Below are 19,395 nucleotides of genomic sequence, written 5' to 3'. Positions count from 1 at the left end.
TATGCAATCCTTTGTTAGGCTCCGCTGATGAATCTGCCGCGTCGCCGGGGCGGGACCGGCTTGGCCGCCGCCCAGGTCGGAGTACCCGTTCGGCTCGGGGCCGTCGAGGTGGACGGCACCGAACGGCTGCGGCTCGCCGAGTTCGGGCTGCGTCCGGGCGCGGTGGTGACCGTGCTGTCCCACACCGCGGGCGGCGGACGCTTGGTCGGCTTCGGCGCCAACCGGATCGTGCTGGACCGCCGGACCGCCGGCCGGTTGACGGTCGAGGGTGTCGCGTGACCGCGGTCGAACCGGCGCCGGCGGTCAAGCCGTCCTGCCATGCCGGGGCCGACGGGCCGGCCGCGGAGGCGGGAGCGCCGGTCGTGGCGCTGGTCGGCGCCCCGAACTCGGGCAAGTCGACACTGTTCAACGCGCTCACCGGCGGCCGCCGCACGGTCGGCAATTGGCCGGGCACCACCGTCGAGGTGGGTCGGGCCGGGTGGAAGGCCGCGGGCAACGCCGTCGAGCTGCTGGACCTGCCCGGCGCCTACAGCCTCGATGCGCAGTCGCCGGACGAGCAGCTGACCCGTGACCTGCTGCTGGAGGGGCCGGTCGAGGACCGCCCGGAGGTGACCGTCGTGGTCGCCGACGCGTCGCACCTGACCCGCAGCCTCTATCTGGTTGCGCAGTTACGGGAGGCGGCGCAGCGGGTCGTGGTGGTGCTCACCATGCTCGACGTCGCCAAACGGCGCGGCATCACCGTCGACGCCGAAGTGCTCGCAAAGCGACTGGGCGTGCCGGTGGTGGCACTCGACCCGCGCCGCCGCGGCGGGTCCGGCGAGATCGGGTCGGTGGTCGCCGCCGAACTCGCCTCCTGCTGCCTGCCGCGGCCGCGCAAGATCAAGATTTCTGCGGAGGAAGCCGACGACGATCTGGCGGTCGCCGACGAGCGGTTCGCGTGGATCGACGCGGCCGTCGAGAGGGCCGCGACGATCGAGACCGATGTGCGCGCCACCGTCACCGACCGGGTCGACCGCTGGGTGACCGCGCCGATCGTCGGACCACTGATCTTCCTGGCCGTGATGTGGCTGGTCTTCGAACTGACCACCACGGTTGCCGCGCCGATCCAGGACGGACTCGGTTCGCTGTTCTCGGGCCCGGTCACGGACGGGGCGAACTGGGTGTTCGACCACATCGGTCTCGCCGACAGCTGGGTGCAATTGTTCGTGGTCAACGGGCTGATCGCCGGCGTCGGCATGCTGCTGACGTTCGTGCCGTTGATGATCATCATGTTCGTGCTGCTGGCGCTGCTCGAGGACTCCGGCTACATGGCGCGCGCCGCCGTGGTCACCGACCGTGCCATGCGGGCGATCGGCCTGCCAGGCAAGGCGTTCCTGCCGTTGGTGGTCGGGTTCGGCTGCAACGTCCCTGCGATCAGCGCGACCCGGATCCTGCCCGGGGCGCGGCAGCGCATCATGACCGTGCTGCTGGTGCCGTTCACCTCGTGCAGCGCGCGGTTGACCGTGTACGTGATGATCGCCGCGACGTTCTTCCCGGCGCACGCCGGCACCGTGGTGTTCGGCATGTACGTCACCTCGATCGTGATCGTCATCCTGGTCGGGCTGGCGATGAAGAGCACGCTGTGGCGCACGTTCGGCGACGAGTCGCTGATGCTGGACCTGCCCGCCTACCAGCGGCCCACCCTGCGGCTGACCGCGTCGGTGACCTGGATGCGGGTGCGCGGGTTCCTGCGCACCGCGGGCGGGATCATCGTCGTCACGGTGACCGTGGTGTGGCTGCTGCAGGCCATCCCGATCTCCGGCGGCGCGTCGTTCGGTCACGTCGATCCCGACGACAGCCTGTTCGCCGGGGTGGCGCGGGTGATCACGCCGGTCTTCGCCCCGCTCGGATTCGGCGACTGGCACACGGTCGGCGCGCTGATCGTCGGGTTCGTGGCCAAGGAGGCGGTGATCAGCTCATGGGCGCAGACCTACGCGGCCGGCGACCCGACCGCCGGGCAGTCGCCCGCGCAACTGCACGACCACATCAGCGCGGCGTTCGCGATCTCCTCGGGCGGCGCCGTGACCGCGGCGGTGCTGGCCTTCCTGGTGTTCCTGCTCGCCTACACGCCGTGTGTGGCGACCGTGGCCGCGCAGATCCGGGAGATCGGGCGCAAGTGGACGGCGTTCGGCGTCGTCATGCAACTCACCGTCGCGTGGACGCTGGCGCTGGCGGTCTTCCAGATCGGACGGCTGCTCTGATGAGCTCGCCGCTGCGCACCGTGCTCGGCGCCATCGGCGACGGCGCCCGGTCGCGCGCGCAGATCGTCGCGTCGACCGGACTGCGGGCCGACGCCGTGGACGCGGCCATCGAGCACCTGGTCCGGATGGGCCGGCTCGAGGCGCGGTCGCTGTCGACCGGCTGCACGACCGGCGGATGCTCGTCGTGCCCGTCCGGTGACGACCACGGCAGACCCGGTTGCGGCGCCGGTGGACCCGCCGGCCCGGTCCTGGTACAGCTGTCCGTGCGGGGCTGAGCAGGACCGGACCGAGCCGGGCGGGTCGGGCGGTCAGCTGCCCGGCGTGTACACCATCAGGAAGACGACAGCCAGGAACAGCAGCGCGATGACCCCGCCGGCCGCGGCCACCTTGCCGGTCAGCGCGGACACCGACGTGCCGGCCTTGACGTTCTCCGCGGCGTCGTCGAGCGTCGGCACGATCACCATTAGCGCCAACAGGATCGCCACGAACCAGAGGATCAGCGAGATCCACAGCCACGGCTCGCTGAAGCTCGCGACCTTCTCGTCGCCGCTGCCCCACGGGGCCGGCGACGACATCAGGCCGAAGCCGAAGATGACCGCGAGGAACGACGCATACGAATAGATGCGGGTGGACTTCGACGAGGCGACGATCGCCCCGGCGTCCGCCGTGCGCAGGCCGCGGGCGGCCGTCGTGGTCGCGTGAATCAACGGGCCGATGGCGAAGATGGCGAACACCAAGTGGAGTGCCAGCATGATCTTGTACATGCCGTCCACGGTAGTCGTAGGGGCTCGCGGGATTCGCGGGAGCGCGGCGCCGCGCGCGACGTTACGATCGAGAAGACCGCGGGCGCTCGCCCGGCGCGGCGCCCGACCGCTCGTCGCAGGAGGCTGCCGTGACCGTCACCGGATCGGACGTACAGATGCTGCTCGACAGCAGCGAACGCGGCGCGACCATGGTGCTCGAAGAGGGCCGCGTGCAGGTGTTCTCGGAGGCGGACCTCGCGAGGGACCCGTCGCCGCTGGTGCTGGTCTCACGGGACGACCTCGTCGCGCGGCTCGACTCGAATCCGCCGACCGAGGCGGACATGCGCCGCCAGGCCGCGATGCTCGACGAGGTCGCCGGCAGCCTGGGGGCATGAGCCGCGGGTGCCCCACAGACGGCACGCATCCGCGGGGCACCCGGGGCAGGGATCACAAGGCGCGGGAGATCACCAACCTCATGATGTCGGAGGTGCCCTCCTCGATCTCCTCGAGCTTGACATCGCGCATCCACTGCTCGACCGGGTATTCGCGCGAGTATCCCCAGCCGCCGAGGGTCTGCACTGCGGCGTGGGTGACGAACATGGCCGCCTCCGAGGCGGTCAGCTTCGCCATCGCGGCCAGACCGGTCGCGTCGTGGCCGGCGTCGATCGCCCGGGCCGCGTGCAGCACCAGCAGTCGGGCCGAGGCGATGCGGTTGGCCATGTCCGCCAAACGGAACGCGACCGCCTGGTGCTCGATGATCGGCTTGCCGAACTGGGTTCGGGTACGGGCATAGTCGAGCGCGTACTCGTACGCCGCCCGCGCCGCGCCCAGTGCGGCCGCGCCGAGGACCGTCCGCGAGATGTCGAAGGTCTTCATCAGGCCGATGAACCCCTGGCCCTCCTCGCCGAGCCGGTTGTCCTCGGGCACGAAGACGTTGTCGAAGAACAGTTCCCGGCAGACGATGGCGCGCTGGCCCATCTTGCGCATCGGCTCGCCCCAGCTGAAGCCCTCCGTGTCCTTGGTGAGCAGGAACGCCGTGACGCCCTTGGAACGCTCACTCCGGTCGGTCTTGGCGAAGACCACGTACTGATCGGCGGCGCCGGCATTGGAGATCCACGCCTTCTGGCCGTTGATCCGGTAGCCGCCCTCGACCTTCTCCGCGTAGGTGACGATGGATGCGGCGTCCGACCCTGAGCCGGGTTCGGTGGTGGCGAGCGAGGTGATCAGCGGCGAGGTCCCGGTCAGCGGCCGCAGCCACTTCTCCTTCTGCTCGTCGGTGCCCAGTGCCATGATCGGGTCGGAGAAGAAACCGTTGGAGCACACGAAGTTTCCGATACCGGGGTCGCCCCAGCACAGTTCCTCCTGCACCAGACACTGGGTGAACACGTCGGTGAAACCGCCGCCGCCGAACTCCTCGGGGATCATGAAGTCGGTGATGCCGACCTGGGCGGCCTTGGCGAAGATGTCGACGGGGGTGACGACATCGGCCTCGTCGACCTCACGCCCGCGCGGGCGGATCTCCTTCTCTGCGAAGTCGCGGCACAGTTTGATGATCTCGCGCTGCTCGGTGGTCAGGGTCCAGGGCTCGAACTCGAAGGCGTTCATGGGTGGGGTCCTTTCTCGGACAGGTGGGGAGGTTGGTGGGGAGGGGCATGGTTCGGGTGCGGTTCACAGACTCATATCTGCACCGCCGTCCACTCGACGCACTCGTCGAATCCGATGCGGCCCAACTCGCGTCCCAGCCCGGACGCCTTCCAGCCGCCGAAGGGGGCGAGAGGATTGAACGGTGCGCCGTTGACGTCCACCTGTCCGGTGTCCATCCGCAGCGCGACGTCGACCGCACGCTCCTCGTCTGCCGACCACACTGCGCCGGCCAGGCCGTACTCGGTGGCGTTGGCGAGCGCGACGGCGTCGTCGTCGCCGTCGTGCGACTCGACCACCAGCACCGGTCCGAAGACCTCGTCCCGGGTGATCGGGTCGCCCCGATCGACGTCGGCGAGCACGGTCGGCCGGTGGAAATGGCCGCCGGCCAGGCCCTTGACGGGTGCGGTTCCGCCGGCCGCGACCCGGGCGCCGCGGGCGACGGCGTCGTCGACCATCGTGCGCACCGCGATCAGCTGGGCCTTCGAGGCAAGCGGGCCGAGGTCGGTGCCGCGGGACGTCGGATCCCCGACGACCAGGGCGTCGGCGCACTCGGCGGCCAGCGCGACCGCCTCCTCGTAGCGGGCGCGGGGGACCAGCAGCCGCGTCCAGGCGCTGCAGGTCTGGCCCGTGTTGAGCATCGCCGCGGCGACCGTGCCACGGACCGCCGCGTCCAGGTCGGCGTCACCCAGGACCACCGAGGCGGACTTGCCGCCCAGTTCCAGGCAGGCGCGCTTGACCAGTCGTCCCGCCTGCGCGCCGACCTGCCGGCCGACCGTCGTCGACCCGGTGAACGACACCACCGCGACGCCGGGGTGCTCGATCAGGGCGGGCCCGATGACCGAACCTCGGCCGGGCACCAGGTTGACCGCACCCGCGGGCAGGTCCGTGTCCAGGACCGCGTCGCAGAACAGGTAGGTGCCGAGCGGGGTCAGTTCCGCCGGCTTGACCACAACGGTGCAGCCGGCGGCCAGCGCGGCGCCGACCTTGGCGGCCAGCTGGTAGACCGGGTAGTTCCACGGCGTGATGGCGGCGACGACGCCGGCGGGGCGGCGCACCAGGATCGAGTTGCCCACCTGCTCACGCAGCGGTGTCTCCGCCGCGATCCGCGCGAACGAGTCGATGATCTCGATGGCCAGGTCGACGTGCGACTGTTCGGCCACCGTCACGGGGGCGCCGACCTCCGCGACCGTGGCCGCGACCAGTTCGTCGCGGCGGCCGCGCAGGCGCTCGGCCAGCTGGCCCAGCGCCGCCGCGCGCTGCGCCGCGGTGCTCGCCGCCCAGACCTGCCCGGCGGCCTGCGCCGCCACGACCGCGTCGTCGGCGTCCGCGGCCGTCGCGACCGCGGCCCGGCCGACGACCTCGCCGGTCGCGGGATTCTCGACGTCGCAGGTCTGCGGGCACTCGCGCCACCGGCCGCCGATGAGCGCGGTGGACCGCCACCACGTCGACGGTGTGTTCACGTCGATGGCCTCCTCGTCGCGCGTCGTCAGCTGTTCATGGGGCGCAGTCACGCTCACTCCTCGGTCCTTTCTCGCTGGTCGGTCACTTGCTGTCCGGGTCGGTGTAGATCGCCTTGCCGAGCCACTGCCCGCCGTCGACGACGAGCACCTCGCCGGTGACGTAGGCGGCGCGGTCGGAGAGCAGGAAGGCCGCGGACTCGGCGACCTCGTCGGGCGTGGTGAACCGCGCGGCCGGGACACTGGCGAGCACCCGGTCACGGGCCTGCTGGTTCGGCCACAGCGCCGCGCCGGCACCTTCGGTCTCGGTGGGGCCGGGCGCGATGCAGTTCAGCCGCACACCGCGCGCCGCCCACTCGACGGCGAGGGTCCGGGTCATCGCGACGACGCCTGCCTTCGCGGCCGCGCTGTGGACGGTGCCGGGATGGCCGTGCCAGGCGTAGGTGGCGATGGTGTTGAGGATGGCGCCGCGGCCGGCCTCGAGCATGTGCTTGCCGGCGACGCGGGTGCCGTGGAACGAGCCGTTCAGGACGATGTCGATGACGGCCTTCCAGCCGTTCGCCGAGAGCTTCTCGCCGGGGACGACGAAATTGCCGGCGGCATTGTTGACCATGACGTCGAGGCGCCCGAAGCGGTCGACGACCCCGTCGACAACGGTCTCGACGGCAGCGGCGTCCCGGACGTCGCAGGTCAGCGCCAGGCCCTTGCCGCCTGCGGACTCGACGAGGGCGACGGTCTCGGCGAGCGGTTCCTCCCGCCGGCCGACGACGGCGACCGTGCCGCCGGCCGCGGCGTAGCGGACCGCGATGGACCGGCCGATGCCGGAGCCGCCGCCGGTGACGACGGCGACGCGGTCGGCGAACTCGTTGCGGATGTCGGGGGCAGTCATGGTGGGTCTCCTCGGGGGTTGCAGTGGGTGTGTGCGGCGGTCAGGCCTGCGCGGGGACGACGAGCGCGTCGACGGCGAGCGCGCCGTCGGGCCCGACTCGCAGCGGGTTGATCTCGACCTCGGCGACGTCCGGCGCCGCGGCGGCGTGCTCTGACACCGCGACGACGAGGTCGACGAGCGCTTCGATGTCGACGGCGGGGCGGCCGCGCCAGCCGAGCAGCAGTGGATGGCTGGTGAGCCGGCGCAGCATGGCGTGCGCGGTGTGCCGGTCCACCGGTGCCATCTCGATGGCGACGTCCCGATGGAGTTCCGCTTCGGTGCCGCCCGCGCCGACGAGCACCACCGGGCCGAAGTCCGGGTCGCGGCGAACGCCGAGGATCACCTCGACGACGTCCGGGCGCCGGTCCATCTCCTCGACCACGTAGTCCCCGTCGCCGAGCCGCGCGCGCATGGCGGTGAACTCGGTGCGCAGTGCCTCGGCGTCGGCGATCCCGACTCGGACCCCGCCGGCCTCGCTCTTGTGCTCGAGCCACGAGGCCTTGAGTACGTACGGGGCGGTCAGCTCGGCGACCGCCGCGAGGTCGTGCTCGCATCGGACCACCCGGCCCGCGGGGAACCGTAGTCCAGTTCCGCTCAGGAACTCTTGTGCCGCAACGTATCCAGTGCCCTCGAGTGCGGGGCCGGAGGTCGCGGTGACGTGCGGCGACCGGGGGGTGGTCGCCAGCGACGTCGCCGCGGACACCGCCCGGATCGCGGTCTCGATGTGCGGGTACACGGGGAGCCCGTGCTCACGCATCGCGTCGACCGCGGGGCCGTGCACGACCATCGAGTGGACGACGAAGGGCTTGCGGACCCGCCGCGCCGCGGCCGTCATCCGGGCGACCAGGTCGACCTCCTGCGCCGCGTGCGCGGGATTGTCCACCGAGTAGCTGCCGAAATACCCGGTGAGCAGGACCGAGTCGGTCTCCTCCGAATCGAGCAGGTCCTGGACCACCGAGAGGTAGCTGGTCAGGTCCTGCTCGCCCGCACCCGCGAGGTCGACGGGGTTCGAGCACGCCGCACCGGCGGGCAGCAGCGCCGCGAGCCGGGTCGACAGCGGCGACGAGAACTCGGCGACGTCGAGGTTCGCAGCGGCGGCCACGTCGGCGGCGATCCCGGTCTGGCCGCCGCTGTCGCCGATGATCCCGATGCGCGGCCCGGCGGGCGGTTCGGACCAGGCGAGCAGCCGTGCGACCTCCACGACCTCGCCGGGCGTGTGCACCCGGACGGCCCCCGCGGCGCGGACCGCGGCGTCGACGATGTCGACGGCAGAGGTCATCGAACCGGTATGCGAGTGGGCGAGCCGAGTGCTCGCGTCGGACGCGCCGACCGTGAGCAGCAGCGTGTGCTTGCCGGCCTCCCGCAGGCGGGCCAGGGTGCCGATCAGGTCGGCGCCGCCGGCGAAGCTCTCCAGATAGAGCGCGACCACCCGGGTGTGCTCGTCGCCGACGAGGTCGTCGAGCAGTTCCACGGCGCTGACGTCGGTCTGGTTCCCGATCGAGACGAACCGCGAGATCCCCATCCCGGCCCGCGCCGCCAGCCCCGCGATCTCCGAGCCGAGCTGACCGCTCTGCGAGACGATCGCGATGTCGCCGGAGGCGAAGCCGCCCCACGCGAGTTGCAGGTCGGTCCCGGCGTCGACGATGCCGAGACTGTTCATACCGACCAACCGGGCACCGGCCGCGCGGATCCGGCCGGCGATGGCGTCCTCGTCGGGCACACCGGCGGTGATCCCGAGGAATCCGCGCCCGCCGAGGGCCAGAGCCTCGTCGACGACCCCACCGACCGAGGCCGGCGGCACACACAATGCGACCAGTTCCGGGGCGGTGGGCAGCTCGGACAGAGTGCGATACGCCGGTGCGCCCAGCACGGTGCCGCCACCGCGGTTGACCAGGAACACCTCACGCCTGTCCCGGCCCAGCAGGGCGCCCCGCGCGAGCCAGTACCCCCACTTCGCGGGGTCGTCGCTGGCCCCGACGACGGCCACCGAAGCGGGATCGCGGAACATGCTCAGCGCGTGGCGATCACGCTGGTCCGGTGTGACGGCCGCAGGGGCGGGCAGGGTGGTGTCGAGCATGGCAGGGGTCCTTTGGGCAGAGAGTGGGTGTGGTGCTGCGTGGCGGCGTGTCGTGCGATCAGTCGGCGGACTGCTCGCGCACGTGGACGAGCGTCGGGCGGTCGGCGGCGAAGGCCGCGCGCACCGCGGGGCCGACCTCGTCGTCCGAGGCGACGGCCACGCCGTGGCAGCCGAGTGCGCGCGCGAGCGCCGGGAAGTCGGGGGCCGGCAGGTCCACTGCGTGCACGTGGCCGTCGCGGTCGGCCATCTCGTTGCGGATCTCGCCGTAGCCACCGTTGTCGACGATCACCACCGGCAGCGCCAGGCCCGCCTCGGCGGCCGAGGCGAGCTCGGCGATCGTGAACATGACCCCACCGTCGCCGAGCACCGCGACCACCTCACGCTGCGGCTCGGCGAGCTTGGCGCCGATCGCGGCGGGGAGGCCGTAACCGAGCGTTCCGAGTCCCGCCGGATACAGGAAGGAACGTGGCCGGTGCAGCGGCAGGGAGCCGAGGAGTCCGTAGTAGCAGGACATGGAGCTGTCGGCGGCGATGACGGCGTCGTCGCCCAGCGCCGCCTCGAGCGACGAGCAGAGTCCCAGATAGGCGGCGCCGATCTCGCGGGCGTCGGCCTGCAGCCGGGTACGCCAGGTGTCGACCTCGGCGGGTGACGTTCCGGGCACGGCCGGGAGGCGCTTGGTCAGCTCGGCCAGCGCCGCACCGGCGTCCCCGACCACGCCCACGGTGGGGCGGGCATTGGTGGCGATCGACGTCGGGTCGATGTCGATGCGGATCAGGGGCGTCCGCGGCAGCGGTCCCCACCACCAGTCCGCGGGCGCGAGTTCGGTGCCCACGGCCACCACCACGTCGGCCTCGGTGGCGATCTCGAGCAAGACGCGGTGCTGTACACCTGCGCCGAGCGAGAGCGGGTGCGCCTCGTCCAGCACGCCCTTGCCGTTGGCGGAGGTGACGACGGGAGCGCCCAGTGTCTCGGCGAACGCACGCAGCTCGCCCGCCGCGCCGCTGCAGCCGCCACCGGCGACGATCAAGGGCCGTCGTGCGCCGCGCAGCAGTTCGGCCGCCGCACCCAACTGCGCCTCGGCGGGCACCGCGGTCGCCTGCGCCACCGGGGATTCGACGATCACGGTATCGGCCTCGGCTTCGTGCTCGAGCAGGTCGAGCGGCACCTCGAGGTATGCCGGACGCGGCCGCCCGGCGGTCATCGCGGCGAAGCACTGGGCGACGGCGTGTGGGATCTCCTCGACACTGGTCACGCGCTGGGCGTAGCCGACCACGGCGCTCATCGCGTCGAACTGACTGCGCACCTCGTGCAGCAGTCCGTTGTGCCCGCCGGGGTGGGTCAGCGGCATGCCCGGGGCGATGAACAGCACGGGGATGGAGTCCGAGTACGCCTGCGCCGCGGCGGTCGCCGCGTTGAGGATCGCCGGGCCCGTGGTGGTGACCACGACGCCCGGGCGGCCACCGAGCCGCGCGTACCCGTCGGCGGCGTAGCCGGCGCCCTGCTCGTGGCGGGGAGAGACATGTCGGATCGGCGAGGACTTGAGCGCCGAGTACACCGCCAGGTTGTGTGTGCCGGGGATGCCGAAGACGGTGTCGACGCCGTGCGCGACGAGGGCGTCGACGATCGCCTGGCCACCGTTGACGAGCGGGCGGGACATCATTCACATCGCTTTCTCAGCGCCGCGGCCGGAGGCGGCGGGCTGGGGTGGTGCTGGGTGCTGCCGAGGTGTCGGCAGAGGTCCGGGTGGGGGATCAGTAGATGGGGAACTCGGCGGTGATCACGTCGAGGCGCTGCGAGGCGAGCACGAAGGCGGCCTCGCGCAGGCTGACCTGCTCTGCGTCGGCCAGGTCGAACATCTCGTGGCTGAGCGTCTGCATGCGGTCGGCGATCTTCCTGAACGACTGCTCGGGGGTGCCGTCGACGTCGCCGAAGAACACCCACCACCACCACGCATTGGTGGCCGAGTTGGCGACGAAATCGGGGGAGACCTCCACGCCGCGGGCGGTGAGCAGTGCCTCGGCCTCGGGAGTGACCGGCATGTTGGCGGCCTCGGCGATGATCTGGGCGCGGATGCGCGACTGGTTCTCGGCGGTGATGCAGTACGAGATGGCGGCGGGCACCAGCACGTCGGCCTCGAGGTCGAGCCACTCGTCGGCGGCCAGCTGCCGGTCGTCGGACCGCAGCGCCGTGCGGTCGACGTTGCCCTTGGCACTGCGGGTGTGCAGCAGCTCTTCGACGTCGAGGCCGAGGGGGTTGTGCACCAGGCCCTCGACATCGACGATGCCGACGATGCGTACGCCGGCCTCGGCCAGGTAGCGGGCCGTGGCGCCGCCCATCGAACCGAAGCCCTGGACGACCGCGCTCGCGCCGCGGGCCGCGATGCCGCGACGCTTCATGGCGGCCAGCGCGGCCTGGGCCACGCCGTAGCCGCCGACGAGCTCGTCGAGCCGGATCCCGTCGACGACGCTGGCGAAGGCCGTCTTCATGCGCAGCTGCGCGGCGGCCGGGTCGTCGACCACTTGGTCGGCGGCCTGGATGGAGCTGGTCAGGCCCAGGCCGGGCAGCATCTCGTCGATGGTGCTCTGCTGCACGCCGAAGTCCTCGCCCATGGTCCAGCGCTGCTCGATCAGCGGCGCCATGGCCGCGAGGAAGCGGCGGAGCACGCCGTCGGCCTCGGGGCTGTACGGGTCGAAGTCGATGCCGCCCTTGGCGCCGCCGAGCGGCACGTAGCGGGCGCCGGGCTCGAAGTGGATCGACTCCTTGAGCGTCATGCCGCGGGCCAGGCCGCGCACCTCGTCGAGCGTGCAGCCGGCGCGCATGCGCAGCCCGCCCGAGGAGACCCCGCGTACCAGGCGGTCGATGACGACGTAGCCGGTGGCGCTGCTCTCGGGGTCACGCCAGACGGCCTCGAAGAAGGCCTGGTCGTCGCGCTGTCCGTCGGTGGCGCCGACGGCGTTCGGGAGGGTCATGGACATGGGGGCTCCTGTTGTCTTGCCGGGAGGGTCGGTGCGAACTCTCATGCTTACTGAGTGCTCAGTCAGTATGACAGGCGTCACAAGAGCGGTCAAGGGATGTGCCGCGCGCGGTCCCGGGCGCCGGTTCGGCCGGCAGCGGGTGGAGCGCTCAGATGCCCAGTTCGCGGGACATTGCCAGGTCCATCCAGTCCGCCACCTGGTCCGCGGTGACGGCCTCGTCGAACACGACCTGCTGGACCGTCAGCCCGTCGAGCAATGAGGTCAGGCGCCACGCCGCGGCGGACGGGTCGGGGCAGGTGAACTCCCCGGAGCGCGTGCCCGCGTCGATCAGATCGGTGAGGACATCGCGCCAGCCGGCGTCGAGCGTGCGGATCACCTTGCGCAACTCGGGGTTCCGAAGGCTTGCGGACCATGACTCGATCCAGAGCCGCCAGCCGAATGCGGCACCTGTCGGTCCGTATTCGTGCAGCACCGCGCGTACGCGTGTCGTGGTGTCCCCGTCTGCACCCTCGAGGGTGGTCCGAAGGTGGTTCATGTCCTGGTCGGCGGCAAACCGGATCGCGGAGATGACGAGGTTCTCGAGGTTGTCGAAGTGGTAGAAGATCAACCCCGCGCTCACGCCGAGCCGTTTGGCGAGATCGGCTCCCCGCAGCTGGTCGATGCCCTTCTCCTCGATCGTCTCGAGGGTGGCGTTGAGGATGTCCTCGCGCCGGTCGGCGGCGTCCTTCTTCACTCGTGGCACGGCTGTGATCGTACTGGCGTGCCCGTCGGCGCCAGACTGTGATGTGGCCGGAAGCTTGACAATAATGTGACGTAGACCGCACAGTGGTGGAACCTGACTGAGTGGCTAGTCAGTTTCCTGAGTGCAGGACGGCGCGCCGAGAACGGCGTCTCGTGCCGAGGCCACCGAACTTCGAGGAGCGCCCACTGTGACCCATACATCGACAACCGAGCCCGTGGAGGACTCGCCGTCCGAGACGCCCGAAGAGGGGCGAATCGCTGAACCCCAGGACGGAAAGGCGCTCAAGCGTGTGATGAGCAGCCGGCACCTGTTCATGATCACCCTCGCCGGCGTCATCGGAACCGGACTGTTCCTGGGGACCGGCCAGGTCATCGGTCAGGCCGGACCCGGAGGCACCATCGTCGCGTACATCGTCGGTGGCGTGTTGCTCTACCTCACGATGGTCTGCCTCGGGGAGCTGTCGGTCGTCATGCCGGTGTCGGGTTCGTTCCAGGCCCACGCCACGAAGTTCATCGGGCCGGGCACGGGGTTCACGATCGGCTGGATCTACTGGCTGAGCTGGGCCAGCTTCATCGGATTGGAGTTCCTCTCGGCCGGCATCATCATGAGGTACTGGTTCCCGAACACGCCCACGTGGGTGTGGTCGGCCTTCTTCATCGTCGTTCTCTTCCTCATCAACTGCTTCACCGCGCGTTCCTTCGCGGAGACGGAGTATCTGCTCGCCGGGATCAAGGTCCTGGCGGTGGCGATGTTCATCGTGCTGGGCGCTCTGGCCATGTTCGGTGTGATCGGGATGCGGGACCAGGCGCCGCCGTTCCTGTCGAACTTCACGGAGCACGGTGGATTCTTCCCCACGAGCATCGGTGCGGTTTTCGCGGCGATGATGACGGTCGTCTACACCTTCATGGGATCCGAGGTCATGGGGGTGGCCGCCGGCGAGACCCGGAACCCGAGCAAGGCCGTCCCGAGGGCGGTCAAGACGATCGTGTTCCGTTTGGTGTTCCTGTACCTCGGCGCGATCGTCATCCTCGTGGCACTGATCCCGTGGCAGAAGGTGGGCCTGAACGAGAGCCCGTTCGTGACGGTTTTCAACAGCATCGGCATCCCGTACTCGGCGAGTCTGATGAACTTCGTCGTGCTCATCGCGGTGTTGTCCGTCGGGAACACCGGGCTCTACATGTGCACCCGCATCCTCTGGTCACTGTCGAAAGAACACGCAGCGCCGCGGGCATTCGGTCGCACCACGAAGCGGGGGATCCCGTTCATCGCCTTGGTCGTGACGCTCGTTTTCGGACTCTTTTCGCTGCTGTCCAGCATCGTCGCGGCAGACACCCTGTTCGTTTTCCTGATTTCCGTGAGCGGAATCGGCGGCGCGCTCAGCTGGATGGCCATCGCCTGGTCCCAGTTCCGTTTCCGGCGGCAGTACGTCCGGGACGGGGGGCGTGTGTCGGATCTTCCTTATGCGGCGCCGTGGTTTCCCGTCACACCCGTGCTCGTCATCGTGATGAACATCGCGGTGTTCGTCGCCATGGGGTTCGACCCGACGCAACGTCTCTCGTTGATCCTGGGACTGGGAATCGTGCCGGTCTGCTATGCAATTCATCGTTTTGCGGTCAAAGGGCGGCAGCCGGTCCAGCCGCAGCGGGCGTGAGCCGGGAAAGTCGGCCCGGCAAATCGACGCCGGCGGCGGCGGTGGTTTCAGTTGATTCCCTCCGCGGGTCGGTGTTCTCCGAGAAGGGACAGTGAGGGTGAATTCGAACCCCCGCGCGATGGGCGTGGTCGGTGCCGGGATCGTCGGGTTGTCGACGGCCTGGTTCCTGCAGGAGCGAGGCGTCGAGGTGACGGTCTTCGATCGGACCGGACCCGCAGGGGGCGCGTCGCGGGGAAACGCAGGTTGGATCACGCCCTCGCTGAGCACGCCCCTACCGGAGCCGGCGATCTTCTCCCACGGCATCCGCCGTTTCTTCCGGCCGACGTCGCCGCTGTATGTTCCCTACCCGCCCGGTCCGGACCTCGTCGCCTTTCTTGCCCGGTTGGCGCGCAACAGCACGCGGCGCCGGTGGCGGGCCTCGATGCGGAGCCTGGTGCACCTCAACGGCCAGGCCCTCGATGCCTACGACCTGCTGGCCGCCGACGGCGTGGACCACGCGCCGCGTGAGGCCGACCCGTTCGTCATCGGGTGCGTCGATCCATCCGAGGCCGAGGCGTTCCTGACAGAGGCGCGTCGACTCGGAGAGGTCGGTCAGCAGGTCCTTGTCGAGCGCCTTGCTGTGGCGGAGGCGCGGGCGATGGTGCCGCTGCTCTCGACCAGGATTCGCGCGGCGCTGCGCTTGGGCGGGCAACGCCGGCTGGACCCGGCCGCCTTCGTGACGGCGTTGGCCGAGCGGGTCATCGATCGCGGGGGAGTCCTCCGCGCCGGACGGGAGGTCACCTCGGTGCGCGACCGAGCCGGGCGCACCGAGGTCACCGCAGGCGATCTCGCCGAGGAATTCGACGGCGTCGTCCTTGCCGGCGGCGCGTCGCTGAATGCGCTGGCGGGGGAGTTCGGCGTGCGGGCGAGGGTCCGGGCCGGCCGCGGTTACAGCTTTACGGTCGCGGCCGAGCCGATGCCGCCGGGTCCGGTGTACTTTCCCGCAGCGTCGGTGGTGTGCACGCCCTTGGTCGACCGGATGCGGATCGCCGGGATGATGGAGTTCCGCCCGGACGACGCCCCGCTGGACACGCGACGGATCGCGGCGATCGTCGAGTCCGTGCGGCCGTTGCTGCAGGGCGTGAACCTCGACGACAGGCGGGACGAGTGGGTGGGGTCACGGCCCTGTACTGCGGACGGATTGCCGCTGATCGGGCGGACCACCTCGCCCCGGGTGTTCGTGGCAGGCGGGCACGGCATGGAGGGGATGACCCTGGGGCCGGCGACCGGGCGGTTGTTGGCCGAGTCGATCTGTACAGACACGGTGCCGAATAGGCTGATGCCATTTGATCCATTGCGGTAAAAGTTCTGTCGTGACCATCGAGTCCGCATGAGCGAATCCTGTTCGTTGTATTTCACTGCCGGGATGTTTCGTCATTTCAGACGATCTGGGTGAATGTGGCATGTCCTCCAGGAAATGGTCGTGTGTAATGGCTGCCCGGTCGTGGCGTAGATCAATTTCGAACGTTCGTGAAATGTGTGAAATGTGTATTGCGGTTTCGGTGGTCGTCAATTAATGTCGGTGCCGCACCCGAAAAGGGCGGTATCGCAACAATCATGAGGAGTGCAGTAAAAGATGGGGTCATCCGAGATTTCCGACTTCGCCAGCGCCGTTTCCGATCTGTTCGGCGCGCTGGATTTCTTCACGGGATCGGCGCAGAAGCTGGGCGGTAACTAGACGGCTCACCCGTGGAAGGCGAGGGCCCGGTCACACACTGTGTGGCCGGGCCCTCGCTTATTCGATGGTGCTGATCTCGGTGGTGTCCTAGTGTGCCCGTGTGAGCCCTATCCCTTCCCCGTTCGAGACGGCCGACCCCGCAGATCACCTGGGTGCGGACGGGATCATCGAGACCGGCCACCCGGCAGTCCGGGCACTGGCGGGCCGGCTGCGCGGGCGCGCGGACACCGATGTCGCCTACGCGCAGGCCGCGTTCGAGTGGGTGCGCGATGAGGTCGCGCACTCCTACGACCCGCGCGACCCGCGCGTGACGCTGACCGCCGGCGAGGTGCTCGACCAGCGGGTGGGCCTGTGTTACGCCAAGGCGCACCTGCTGGCCGCGCTGCTGCGGGCCGAGGCCATCCCCACCGCGCTGTGCTACCAGCGACTGGCGCACGGCGACGGGCACGTCCTGCACGGACTGGTGGCGGTCCATCTCGACGGGGCGTGGCATCGTCAGGATCCGCGCGGCAACACGGGCGACATCGACGCGCAGTTCTCGCTCGGCGCCGAGCGGCTCGCCTTCCCGGTCGACGAGATGCTCGGCGAGGTCGACTACCCGATGCTCTTCGCGGCGCCCGCACGTTGCGTCGTCGACACCCTGCGCGGCGCGACCGACGTACTGGCGCTGTACGACTCGGGCCTGCCGACCGCGCTGTCGTAACCCCAGACAGTCCCGATCAGCGCCGGTAGGTCTCCCGGGCCTCGGGCGCCACCGGCGTGAACAGGTTCACGAGAGTGCCGTCCGGGTCGCGCAGCAGCAGCGACCGGTTGCCCCACGGCATCGTGGTGGGCGTGGTCACGAAGTCGATCGGGTGGGCCCTGTCGGATCCCTCGGCGTGTTGCGCGATGCGCTCGTACTCGGCGTCGACGTCCGACACGAGGAACTCCACGATCGCGGTGTGATTGTCCGCCGGCCGCGCCGAGCCCGGGGCGAACAGCTCGACCGTGCGGGTGCTGCCGATCGCCAGGGTGCCCGCCGAGGTGCGCAGTTCGGCGAAGTCCGGTGTGAGCCAGCTGCCGGGCACGTCGAGGACGTGGCCGTAGAACTCGACGAGCCGGGCGACGTCGTCGGTGATCAGCCGGACCGAGACGAGGCCGAGGGTGGGTTCGGAGGTGCGTGCTTCTGTGGTCATGTCCGCCACGCTAGGAGCAATACCGGACAGGATCCGCCCGGAATATGCGGCAGAATCAAGGGCTGTGACGCGACCGACCGCCCGGGTGCTGGCGCTGCTCGAGATCCTGCAGGCCGGGGGCACCCGCACCGTCGGCAACCTGGCGGCGCGCCTCGGCGTCGACGAACGGACGGTGCGTCGCTATGTCGCGCACCTGATCGACCTGGACATCCCGATCGACTCGCTGCGCGGCCGGTACGGCGGCTACCGGCTGGCCCCGGGGCATCGGATGCCCCCGCTGATGCTCGGCGACGACGAGGCACTGGCCGTGCTGCTCGGGTTGGTCGCCGGTCGACGGGCCGGGCTGGTCGCGACCTCCGCGGTCGCGGCCGAGAGTGCCGAGGCGAAGCTGCGCCGGGTGCTGCCCGAGCGCCTCGGTGCCCGGCTCGACACGCTGTTGCGATCGATCACCTTCACCGCGCCGCCGCGGCCGGTACCGGCTCTGGAATCGGAGGTGCTGCTGCGGCTGGCCGAGGCCGCCCGCGAGCGGCGGCCGGTGGCGATCGGTTACACGGACGTGCAGGGGCGCACCACCGAACGCGTCGTCCACCCGTATGGGATAGTCGCGCATTCGGGGCGCTGGTACGTCACCGGAGCGGACTCGGCCAGCGGTTCGATCCGCACGTTCCGCCTCGACCGCATCTCCGGTTCGGAGATGCTCGACGGCGACTTCGATGTGCCGGACGGCTTCGACCCTGCACAGACGGTGCTCTCGGGCATCGCGCGGGCGCCGCACCGGCATCAGGTCTCGGTGCGGATACAGGGCGCGCCCGATCTCGTGCGCTCGCGCTTCCCGGCGGGGATCGCGGTCGTCGACGACCTCGCCGAGCATCCGGGCTGGGTCCGCGTCGCGATGCAGGCCGAGCGCCTGGACTGGGTGCCCCGGGCGCTCGCCGCCGTGGGCCTGCCGCTGGTCATCGAACGTCCGGAGGAGTTGCGGTCGCTGGTGCGGGCGCTGGCGGGCGCCCTGGCCGAGGCGGCCGGGCCCCCGCCGCAGCAGCGGCGGGAACTCGGCGCCTGACCGGTCGCCACTCGGCCACCTACACCGGGGCGGGTCAGCGCTGCAGGAACTCGAGCGCGATCCGCTCGAAGGCCTCCTTGGCCTCGATCATCACCCAGTGGCCGCAGTTGGGGAAGATGTGCAGCTCCGCGTTCGGGATCAGGCGCATCGGGATCATCGCCATGTCCGGCGGGCACTGGCGGTCGTCGCGGCCCCAGGCGAGCATCGTCGGGCACTTGATGTTGCCCATCATCGCCCAGTACGGCGGCATGCCGGACTTGGCCATCGCCTTCTGGCCGGCCTCGAACGCCTTCGAGCCGTACATTGCGGCCAGCGTCTTGTGCGAGGCCGGATCCTTGGCCATCTCCCAGCGCTGGTCGATCAGCTCGTCGGTGAGTGTGGCGCGGTCGTAGACCATCGACTCGAGCCAGCGGACCAGCTTGTCGCGGCCGGGGTCGTCGGCGAACGCCTGCAGCAGCCGGGTGCCCTCGCTGGGGTTCTGGCTGAAGATGTTCGGTCCGACACCGCCGATGGTGATGAGCTTGCTCACCCGCTCCGGGTGGCGCATGGCCAGGTTGGCGCCGACCACACCGCCCATCGAGTTGCCGATCATCGGCGCCGACTCGATGCCGAGCGCGTCCATGAACCGGGTGACCGCGGAGCCCGCCGTCATCACCGGGTGGCCCTCGACCGGGTCGCTGATGCCGAATCCGGGGAACTCGAGGACATAGCAGTGGAAATGCTCGGCGAACACGCCCAGGTTGCCCCGGAAGTTCCGCCATCCGCTCACGCCGATCCCGGAGCCGTGCAGCAGCAGCAGCGGCGGTCCGTCGCCCGCCTCGTGGTACCGCAGTACGCCCTTGTCTGTGGCGATTTCTCTCTTGGTTCCCTCGTAGGTCACGTCCATGGCGCAACAGTAGAACACGTTCCAATTCGCGGTGTGCCGGACCATCGCGCACGGCCGCGGTGAGCACCCGGAAACCCGGCCGCAACATCCGTAGCCGCCA

18 protein-coding genes are annotated in these 19,395 nt (G+C 70.3%); 8 read left to right on the top strand and 10 right to left on the bottom strand.

Features of this window, described 5'->3' with window-relative positions; translation table 11 throughout:
- Nucleotides 1–27 precede the first annotated feature (27 nt).
- From G4X40_RS12975 to G4X40_RS12965, 3 genes are read left to right on the top strand one after another with little or no spacing between them, the layout of a single operon-like run.
- Entirely contained in the window at nucleotides 28–279 is a 252-nt protein-coding gene (locus tag G4X40_RS12975; RefSeq protein ID WP_277832979.1) for a FeoA family protein, read from the top strand.
- Entirely contained in the window at nucleotides 276–2,240 is a 1,965-nt protein-coding gene (gene feoB / locus G4X40_RS12970) for a ferrous iron transport protein B (protein WP_277832978.1), read from the top strand. The genes G4X40_RS12975 and feoB overlap by 4 nt, the downstream gene beginning before the upstream one ends.
- A complete protein-coding gene (locus tag G4X40_RS12965; protein ID WP_277832976.1) occupies nucleotides 2,240–2,515 on the top strand; it encodes a FeoC-like transcriptional regulator in 276 nt (91 codons plus the stop codon). The genes feoB and G4X40_RS12965 overlap by 1 nt, the downstream gene beginning before the upstream one ends.
- Before the next feature lie 33 nt (nucleotides 2,516–2,548).
- On the opposite strand, the gene G4X40_RS12960 is transcribed toward G4X40_RS12965, so the two are convergent.
- Nucleotides 2,549–3,004 (bottom strand): hypothetical protein, encoded by a 456-nt coding sequence (locus G4X40_RS12960; protein ID WP_277832975.1) that lies wholly within the window; start codon nucleotides 3,002–3,004, stop codon nucleotides 2,549–2,551.
- A gap of 128 nt (nucleotides 3,005–3,132) precedes the next feature.
- Between G4X40_RS12960 and G4X40_RS12955 the strand changes: the two genes are divergently transcribed.
- Nucleotides 3,133–3,378: a hypothetical protein gene (locus tag G4X40_RS12955; protein ID WP_277832973.1), complete on the top strand. Its 246-nt coding sequence runs from the start codon at nucleotides 3,133–3,135 to the stop codon at nucleotides 3,376–3,378.
- Between the two features lie 52 nt (nucleotides 3,379–3,430).
- Here the strand turns inward: G4X40_RS12955 and G4X40_RS12950 are convergent, their stop codons facing one another.
- The 7 genes from G4X40_RS12950 to G4X40_RS12920 form a co-directional block, all read right to left on the bottom strand.
- A complete protein-coding gene (locus G4X40_RS12950; RefSeq protein WP_277832971.1) occupies nucleotides 3,431–4,588 on the bottom strand; it encodes an acyl-CoA dehydrogenase family protein in 1,158 nt (385 codons plus the stop codon).
- Between the two features lie 71 nt (nucleotides 4,589–4,659).
- Nucleotides 4,660–6,138: an aldehyde dehydrogenase family protein gene (locus G4X40_RS12945; protein WP_277832969.1), complete on the bottom strand. Its 1,479-nt coding sequence runs from the start codon at nucleotides 6,136–6,138 to the stop codon at nucleotides 4,660–4,662.
- Nucleotides 6,139–6,169: 31 nt separating this feature from the next.
- Nucleotides 6,170–6,973, bottom strand: a complete 804-nt coding sequence (locus G4X40_RS12940; RefSeq protein ID WP_277832968.1) for an SDR family oxidoreductase — start codon at nucleotides 6,971–6,973, stop codon at nucleotides 6,170–6,172.
- 40 nt (nucleotides 6,974–7,013) lie between these two features.
- Nucleotides 7,014–9,089 (bottom strand): acetate--CoA ligase family protein, encoded by a 2,076-nt coding sequence (locus G4X40_RS12935; protein WP_277832966.1) that lies wholly within the window; start codon nucleotides 9,087–9,089, stop codon nucleotides 7,014–7,016.
- 58 nt (nucleotides 9,090–9,147) lie between these two features.
- Nucleotides 9,148–10,749, bottom strand: a complete 1,602-nt coding sequence (locus G4X40_RS12930) for a thiamine pyrophosphate-binding protein (RefSeq protein ID WP_277832965.1) — start codon at nucleotides 10,747–10,749, stop codon at nucleotides 9,148–9,150.
- 91 nt (nucleotides 10,750–10,840) lie between these two features.
- The gene (locus tag G4X40_RS12925) at nucleotides 10,841–12,064 is read right to left on the bottom strand and encodes a glutamate dehydrogenase (RefSeq protein WP_277832963.1); all 1,224 of its coding nucleotides are present in this window, start codon (nucleotides 12,062–12,064) and stop codon (nucleotides 10,841–10,843) included.
- 148 nt (nucleotides 12,065–12,212) lie between these two features.
- Entirely contained in the window at nucleotides 12,213–12,806 is a 594-nt protein-coding gene (locus G4X40_RS12920) for a TetR/AcrR family transcriptional regulator (RefSeq protein ID WP_277832961.1), read from the bottom strand.
- A gap of 187 nt (nucleotides 12,807–12,993) precedes the next feature.
- On the opposite strand from G4X40_RS12920, the gene G4X40_RS12915 reads away from it, so the two are divergent.
- The 3 genes from G4X40_RS12915 to G4X40_RS12905 all read left to right on the top strand — a co-directional run bounded on the left by G4X40_RS12915 (nucleotide 12,994) and on the right by G4X40_RS12905 (nucleotide 16,877).
- A complete protein-coding gene (locus G4X40_RS12915) occupies nucleotides 12,994–14,457 on the top strand; it encodes an amino acid permease (protein ID WP_277832958.1) in 1,464 nt (487 codons plus the stop codon).
- 91 nt (nucleotides 14,458–14,548) lie between these two features.
- Nucleotides 14,549–15,799 carry an NAD(P)/FAD-dependent oxidoreductase gene (locus G4X40_RS12910; protein ID WP_408642192.1) on the top strand — a complete coding sequence of 417 codons (1,251 nt, stop codon included), beginning with the start codon at nucleotides 14,549–14,551 and terminating at the stop codon, nucleotides 15,797–15,799.
- A 475-nt stretch (nucleotides 15,800–16,274) separates the two neighbouring features.
- Nucleotides 16,275–16,877, top strand: a complete 603-nt coding sequence (locus tag G4X40_RS12905; protein ID WP_277832957.1) for a transglutaminase-like domain-containing protein — start codon at nucleotides 16,275–16,277, stop codon at nucleotides 16,875–16,877.
- Between the two features lie 16 nt (nucleotides 16,878–16,893).
- Here the strand turns inward: G4X40_RS12905 and G4X40_RS12900 are convergent, their stop codons facing one another.
- Nucleotides 16,894–17,349 carry a VOC family protein gene (locus tag G4X40_RS12900; protein ID WP_277832955.1) on the bottom strand — a complete coding sequence of 152 codons (456 nt, stop codon included), beginning with the start codon at nucleotides 17,347–17,349 and terminating at the stop codon, nucleotides 16,894–16,896.
- A gap of 64 nt (nucleotides 17,350–17,413) precedes the next feature.
- Here G4X40_RS12900 and G4X40_RS12895 point away from each other — a divergent pair, with 64 nt between their 5' ends.
- On the top strand, nucleotides 17,414–18,409 hold the full coding sequence (locus G4X40_RS12895; RefSeq protein ID WP_277832953.1) for a helix-turn-helix transcriptional regulator: 996 nt from the start codon (nucleotides 17,414–17,416) through the stop codon (nucleotides 18,407–18,409).
- A gap of 34 nt (nucleotides 18,410–18,443) precedes the next feature.
- Here the strand turns inward: G4X40_RS12895 and G4X40_RS12890 are convergent, their stop codons facing one another.
- The gene (locus G4X40_RS12890) at nucleotides 18,444–19,295 is read right to left on the bottom strand and encodes an alpha/beta fold hydrolase (protein WP_277832951.1); all 852 of its coding nucleotides are present in this window, start codon (nucleotides 19,293–19,295) and stop codon (nucleotides 18,444–18,446) included.
- Nucleotides 19,296–19,395 lie beyond the last annotated feature (100 nt).

The organism is Speluncibacter jeojiensis (assembly GCF_029589495.1).
GTDB classification, from domain to species: domain Bacteria; phylum Actinomycetota; class Actinomycetes; order Mycobacteriales; family Mycobacteriaceae; genus Speluncibacter; species Speluncibacter jeojiensis.
The sequence above is the reverse complement of the archived record's forward strand: the minus strand, read 5'-3'. Positions and strand labels throughout refer to the sequence as shown.